Source organism: Dapis hubbardiae BLCC-M172 (assembly GCF_050016015.1).
In the GTDB taxonomy this organism is placed as follows: Bacteria; Cyanobacteriota; Cyanobacteriia; order Cyanobacteriales; family Microcoleaceae; genus Trichodesmium.
On sequence record NZ_JBNHEQ010000060.1, the window covers coordinates 69,899 to 76,248 of the forward strand.

Annotated in this window: 6 protein-coding genes; all 6 read left to right on the forward strand. The window is 36.8% G+C overall.

Going from position 1 to position 6,350, the window contains the following annotated elements:
• Positions 1-32: 32 nt before the first annotated feature.
• The 6 genes from ACP6PK_RS06240 to ureC all read left to right on the forward strand — a co-directional run bounded on the left by ACP6PK_RS06240 (position 33) and on the right by ureC (position 5,914).
• Positions 33-341, forward strand: a complete 309-nt coding sequence (locus ACP6PK_RS06240; protein WP_426558701.1) for an urease subunit beta — start codon at positions 33-35, stop codon at positions 339-341.
• Positions 342-552: 211 nt separating this feature from the next.
• Positions 553-1,170: an urease accessory protein UreG gene (ureG, locus tag ACP6PK_RS06245; RefSeq protein ID WP_426558686.1), complete on the forward strand. Its 618-nt coding sequence runs from the start codon at positions 553-555 to the stop codon at positions 1,168-1,170.
• A complete protein-coding gene (locus ACP6PK_RS06250; protein WP_426558688.1) occupies positions 1,167-2,030 on the forward strand; it encodes an urease accessory protein UreD in 864 nt (287 codons plus the stop codon). Before ureG ends, ACP6PK_RS06250 begins: the two co-directional genes overlap by 4 nt.
• Before the next feature lie 5 nt (positions 2,031-2,035).
• Positions 2,036-2,563 carry an urease accessory protein UreE gene (locus ACP6PK_RS06255; RefSeq protein WP_426558690.1) on the forward strand — a complete coding sequence of 176 codons (528 nt, stop codon included), beginning with the start codon at positions 2,036-2,038 and terminating at the stop codon, positions 2,561-2,563.
• Positions 2,564-3,076: 513 nt separating this feature from the next.
• Positions 3,077-3,772, forward strand: a complete 696-nt coding sequence (locus ACP6PK_RS06260; RefSeq protein ID WP_426558691.1) for an urease accessory protein UreF — start codon at positions 3,077-3,079, stop codon at positions 3,770-3,772.
• A 429-nt stretch (positions 3,773-4,201) separates the two neighbouring features.
• Positions 4,202-5,914, forward strand: a complete 1,713-nt coding sequence (gene ureC, locus ACP6PK_RS06265) for an urease subunit alpha (protein WP_426558693.1) — start codon at positions 4,202-4,204, stop codon at positions 5,912-5,914.
• Positions 5,915-6,350: the final 436 nt, after the last annotated feature.

The following is a 6,350-nucleotide window of genomic DNA, read 5'->3' on the forward strand; positions in this document are numbered from 1 at the left end:
ATACAGGAAACCAATTAACAACTAAAATAACAATGATTCCAGGAGAAATAATTACTCAAACAGGTGAAATAGAATTAAATTCAGGGCGGAAAACAATTCAGGTAATGGTAGGAAATACAGGCGACCGCCCGATTCAAATTGGTTCTCATTTTCATTTTTATGAAGTCAACCCAGCCTTAAAATTTGAGCGTGACCCCACTAAAGGAATGCGTTTAAATATTCCAGCAGGTACGGCAGTTAGATTTGAACCAGGAGATGAAAAAGAAGTAGAGTTAGTAGCGATCGCTGGTAGTCGAGAAATATACGGTTTTAACGCTTTGCTTAATCAAAAATTAGAATAAAAAAAGAAGATTTCTATGATGGGAAAATAAGGTCTTAAATCTTTCTTTTAAAAGGGATAAAAAAAAAGAAAATTCAGTATTTCAAGCCTCCTTATTCCAAAAAGATACATTTTCTTCTTCCCCGTTCCCTGTTCCCCGTTCCCTGTTCCCTAAAAGTCTCCAATATCGCACAACTTAAATCATATTGCTATCCTTTTAACTGATAACTGAAATGGCAACAACAGCTAGGTTAGGAATTGGCGGTCCCGTAGGCAGTGGCAAAACTGCTTTACTAGAGTGTATTGTTCCCCTTTTGACCAAACAAGGTATTGAAGTAGCCATAGTAACCAATGACTTACTCACTACTGAAGACGCACAGCGACTCAAAAGTGGAGGAATTTTACCAAGCGATCGCATTATTGGAGTGGAGACAGGTAGCTGTCCTCATACAGCTATAAGAGAAGACCCAACCATGAATATTTTAGCAGTGCAAGATTTGGAACAACTATATCCTAATCTAGACCTGATTCTTATTGAAAGTGGGGGGGATAATCTTGCCTCTACCTTTAGTTACGATTTGGTAGATGCCTATATTTTTGTCATAGATGTGGGAGCAGGAGATGATATTCCCCGTAAAAAAGGACCTGGTTTTGTGCAAGCTGATTTAGTAGTAATTAACAAAATCGATTTAGCTCCTTATGTCAATGCCAATCTAGATTTAATTCGTGAACAAGCACCAGTATATCGTCAAGGTAAACCTATTGCTTATACTAATTGTAAAACAGGAGTCGGATTGAATGAAGTGGTTAATTTTATTCTAGAGAGAATTTTATTTCGCACTGCTTTGTGAGTAATGAATTTGAAAAAGTGATGAGCAGAGATAATTTAGACATAAAACTAGAGCGGAATAGTTTTGGTAAAACTGTAGTAACTCATCAGTATACAACTCATCCTTTGCGTTTATCTAATGTATTTCGTCTGGATGCCACCGATCCGCGTACTGCTTACTTGTACCTTACCAATACATCGCCTGGGTTATTAGCTGGAGATAACTTGAGTTTATCTTTACATCTAGAAAAGGGAACCAGTCTTTATCTTACTGATCAAGCTGCCATTAAAGTTCATGCTATGCCAATAATAGCTACCAAAGCAACAACTAATATAAAAATTATAGTCGAAGCAGGTGCGAGATTAGAATTAGTAGCAGAACCTCTAATTTTATTTGCAGATGCAGCATTGGAACAAACTACTCACATTCAACTTGACTCTAACGCAGAACTTTTTTGGAGTGAGATTATTCTTCCTGGTAGACTTGCTAGGGGAGAGTGGTACGAATTCCGCTATTATTTTGGTCAGTTAAAGATTATTTCAATGGCAGAAGAAGTATTTTTTAGAGATACTATTCACTTAGAAGGAAAGCACAATCTATTCAAGCATAGCGATATATTTGCTTCAAAACCTATACTAGCTAATTTAATTGTTGTTCAACCAAATAGTAATCTTGAGTTACTTAGTCAAACACTGGAAAATCTTGAGGCAGCTAATTGTTCCGATCTGCTCTTAGGTAGTTCTGTATTACCTAATAATAAAGGTTTATTGATTCGTGTTTTAGCTAGTAAAACTCTACATATAAAAAAGTATATTAAATATGCTTTAAATTGTGTCCGTCATTTAACTAACCGCTCCAGTTTACCCTATATTCCCAAATGAATTAAATGGTCGAACAAATTAGAGAAATAGCAGAAACTTATCTAGGTAATCTGACAAAGGATTCCAATTTATCAAAAAAGGTAAAATCAGCTTGTACTTTAGACAATTGTTTAGAGATATATTTGAGTCAAACCGATAGTGGCAAAGGCAGAATTCAGGCTCAATCAACTTCTGGAATAATTGTAGGTATTATCAAAAGTAGAGATTGGTCTCTATGTGAAGGAGATGTATTTATTACCAAATCTGGTAAGCTATTATTAATTCATCTACAAGAGCAAAGATTGATGGTATTAAGTTTTACTGAACCTGTAGAAAACCATGCTATAGAATTAGTTCATCTAGGTCATGTTTTGGGCAATCATCACTGGCCAATAATTATTAAAAAAAATAAAATTTATATTCAATTAATTATAGATGCAGCAATAATTGAAGCCACTATTGCCAAGTTTAAAATTCCTGGTTTAAAAATAGATTATGAATTGCGCTCTCCCCAAGAACATTTCCATTTTTCCCACCATAGTCATCATAGCTAAATAGACATTTCTAATAATAAAAAATCAAATCAATTATGGAATATAAATTATACCGCTGCTCATTATTATATGTTCAGCAATTAACAATGTTCATCTCGGCTACAGCCGTTTGCGCAGCATTCCGTAGGAATACAATTAATAATTAATAAAATTACCCCTTCTTGAAAGAAGGGGATTGGCTAAAAGGAATTTTTTTTGATTGATCCCCTTGAAAGGGGAGGCTTTAAACCTTAATTGTTGAATGAATAATTATTAATTATCAACTATTAATTATTAATTATTCGGTACACCTATCGCGGGCAAGATGTCCGCACTACAGTATTTTCATTATTTGCTAGAAGTATGCTGTATCAATTATTTCCTCCTACTGGACTGACACAGCTAATGAGTGTGCGTATTTATTTGGGGCGGGTTTATTTCATCTAATGGTTAAACTCATTCATTTAAAAAACAAACCCGCCCCTACTATTGTACTATTGTTAGATGAAACAGTCCGCTACTCACTAATCCCTAATGAATACTGAAATACCCGAACAACTTGCCTTAATGCAGTTATCTGATTCTTTTTTTCCAAGTGGTTCTTTTACCTTTTCTCACGGACTAGAAACTTTAGTTCAAACTGGAAAAATTCAGTCAAAGCAAGAAATTTTGTATTTCTTGCAAATATTATTACGGAACAAAGTTGGAGTGAGTGATGTGGTAGCATTAATTCAGAGTTATCGCGGTATTAAAAACGGAAATCTAGAGGCAGTGAGAGAAGCAGATCAACAACTATTTATTCAAACGGCGATCGCTAAAAATAGAGAAACTCAGCGTCAAAGTGGACGCGCTCTACTAATGGTGGCTAGTTCTACTTGGCAAGACGAACGACTAGAAATTCTTAATCAAGAAGCTGTTCGGGGGAAAATACATTGTTTACATCCAGTTATTTTTGGTGCAATTACTTCAGTAGCAGGTTTAAAGGAACCAGATGCAGTGTTGGCTTTTTTGCATGGTTTGGTGACTAATATATTGGGAGCAGCTATTCGTTTGGGTATTTTAGGACATATACAAACACAGCAAATTTTACTCCAATTAGTACCAGATATTGAAGCAGTTTGCTCAACTGCCGTATCAATGAATCTAGAGCAAATGTGGTCTTGTACTCCTTTTATTGATATTGCTCAAATGCAACATCCAAAATTGCCTCAGAGGTTGTTTGCTAATTAGGAGTCAGGAGCCAGGAGTCAGGAGTCAGGAGTTAGGGAAATTATAGATGAGCTAGGAGGAAAAATTGTTCCTTTCTTTTTCTGCCCTTGTCTACTCAAAATACTAACTTTTTTAGCTTGAGTGACCGAGAATTTCACACTTTTTTCGCTCTAAAAAAACTAAAGTATTTATCTTTCAATAATTAATAATTACCTCACAAGAAGATGATTGAGTAAAATGATTTTTTTATCTTGAAAAGGAGAGGCTTTAGACCTTAATTATTCCGTAAATTCTTTGAGAGTTAATTAACAAGCTGTAATTACATTTTTTAACATATAAGTGCCTATGCAAAATTAATTACATATCCTACTAACTCTCTGTTGCCTGTTGCCTCTCTCAACAAGGAAATTTCTAAAAGCACAACTACTTACAACAAAAGGAATTAAAATTATGAGTTATCGTATGAATAGACGCGCGTATGCTGATACCTATGGACCAACAGTAGGCGATCGCGTGCGTTTGGCAGATACAGAATTATTTATTGAAGTTGAACGAGATTATACCACCTATGGTGACGAAGTAAAGTTTGGTGGTGGTAAAGTAATCCGTGATGGAATGGGGCAATCACCTATATCTAGTGAAGCTGGAGCGGTAGATTTAGTAATTACTAATGCCCTGATTTTAGATTGGTGGGGTATCGTCAAAGCTGATATTGGCATCAAAGACGGCAAGATTGATAAAATCGGCAAAGCAGGTAATCCCTATATTCAAGATGGGGTAGATATTATTATTGGTCCATCTACTGAAGTTATTGCCGGAGAAGGACATATTATTACAGCGGGGGGAATAGATAGTCACATTCACTTTATTTGTCCTCAACAAATAGAAATAGCGATCGCTTCTGGTATCACAACAATGATAGGAGGTGGCACAGGCCCAGCTACAGGTACTAATGCTACTACCTGTACTCCAGGTGAGTGGAATATTTGGATGATGCTGCAAGCTGCTGATGCTTTTCCGATGAATTTGGGATTTTTGGGCAAGGGAAATAGTGCTAAACCAGAAGGGTTAGTAGAACAAATTCAAGCTGGAGCTATGGGTTTAAAACTCCATGAAGATTGGGGAACAACTCCTGCTGCTATTGACACTTGTTTGAGTGTTGCCGATAAATATGACGTACAGGTAGCCATCCATACAGATACTCTGAATGAAGCAGGTTTTGTGGAAAACACGATCGCTGCTTTTAAAGACCGAGTAATTCATACCTATCATACTGAAGGTGCGGGAGGTGGACACGCGCCAGACATTATTAAAGTTTGCGCCCTCAAAAATGTATTACCTTCTTCAACTAATCCGACTCGTCCGTTTACAGTCAACACTTTAGAAGAACATCTTGATATGTTGATGGTGTGTCACCACCTTGATAAAAATATTCCTGAAGATGTAGCCTTTGCTGAATCTAGGATACGCAAAGAAACTATTGCTGCAGAAGATATTTTGCACGATTTAGGAGCATTTAGCGCTATAGCTTCTGATTCTCAAGCAATGGGTAGAGTGGGAGAAGTAATTATTCGTACTTGGCAAACTGCTCACAAAATGAAAGTACAAAGAGGTGTTTTAGCTGCCGATACAGAAGAAGTAGCAGATAATTTTCGGGCTAAACGTTACATTGCTAAATATACTATCAATCCGGCAATTATGCACGGTATTGCCAATTATGTTGGTTCCATTGAAACAGGGAAATTAGCCGATATTTGCCTTTGGAAACCTGCGATGTTTGGGGTTAAACCAGAAATTGTCATTAAAGGAGGAGCGATCGCTTGGGCACAAATGGGCGATCCTAATGCTAGTATTCCTACACCTCAACCTGTATATATGCGTCCTATGTTTGGTAGTTTTGGTGGCGCAACTCCCGCTACTTCTTTGACTTTTGTTTCTAAAGAAGCATTAAATGCTGGAATACCCGAAAAAATCAGTTTAAAAACTCCTACTGTAGCTGTTAGTAATACACGAAATCTCGGCAAAGCAGACATGAAACTCAATGAAGCCACCCCCAAAATAGAAGTAAATCCTGAAACTTATGAAGTGAGAGCAGATGGTGAACTTCTAACTTGTGAACCCGCCTCTGTGTTACCAATGGCGCAGCGTTATTTTTTATTTTAAACAGTTACGCATAATATAGAATCCGGTTAAATACTTATCGTATCGCTCTAGGAGTCAGGAGTCAGGAGTCAGGAGTCAGGAGAAAGAAAAGATTGAGAGCATGAATTTTTAAATTCGCCCACGCTCTTAAATCTGTATTACAGCGGTTTTCATTTCAGTAGACCACAGTAGGGAGGTTCCATGGAACCTCCCTACTAGGTTTTGGTTGTGATATCATGTCCGCTGGTATGGTCGCGTCGTGTAAAAGTTGGGGAAATATTTACCTTATGTAAGCTTTTTCCTTTTCTTCTTTCTTCCTTATTCCTTCTTCCTTACCTTCTCACTTGCAATACCGATGCTACCGGACATGATATGAAGATGTGGTTCATCAACTTGAAAAGCGCTTTCATTAATTGATAATTGATAATGGATAATTGATAATTACCTCTGGTTAAAA